Annotated in this window: 1 pseudogene; it reads left to right on the top strand. The window is 52.4% G+C overall.

Features of this window, described 5'->3' with window-relative positions:
- Nucleotides 1–178: 178 nt before the first annotated feature.
- A pseudogene (locus HMPREF0673_RS14785) lies at nt 179–550 on the top strand (hypothetical protein); the annotation flags it as partial.

Genomic DNA, 550 nt, shown 5'->3' with positions numbered 1-550 from the left:
ATGAGGATGCCAGTCGCATTGTCCGCATCGTGTGCAAACAGGCGTGCTATAGTACCACATCGAGATTGCAAACTCCTTCTAGAACAATATCTTCAAAGTCGAGGGCATAACAGACCGTGTCAAGCAGCAGGAGCGTGTCAACGAGGAGAAGGACAACATCATCAACTTCCTTACCGGCATGGAAAATAGTGGCAAAGTACTCTTCTCCACGTTCTATGTTTCACCTAACGGCGAGGAGCAGCATGACGTGGTAATCAACAAAATCGAGACGGATAAGGAGGGTGGCGACTGGGCGACGGACATTGTCGAAGCCATCAACATGATGTGCTTTACCATGCGTGTCCACTCCAACCTCGTCGGCTCGGTGCCAGGCAAGTCGCAGACCAACAACTCAGGCAGCGACAAGCGAGAGCTTTACACCATCGCCCAGGCTTTACAGAAGCCTTACCACGACCTCCTCTTCTCCGTTCACCGACTGATCATCCGTTTCAACAAGTGGACAGCGGTCAAGCCGGACAGCCCATTCATCCAGCTCACCACGCTCGATGAG

It is taken from the genome of Leyella stercorea DSM 18206 (genome assembly GCF_000235885.1).
GTDB lineage: Bacteria > Bacteroidota > Bacteroidia > Bacteroidales > Bacteroidaceae > Prevotella > Prevotella stercorea.
This window is presented reverse-complemented; position numbering and strand designations above follow the sequence as displayed.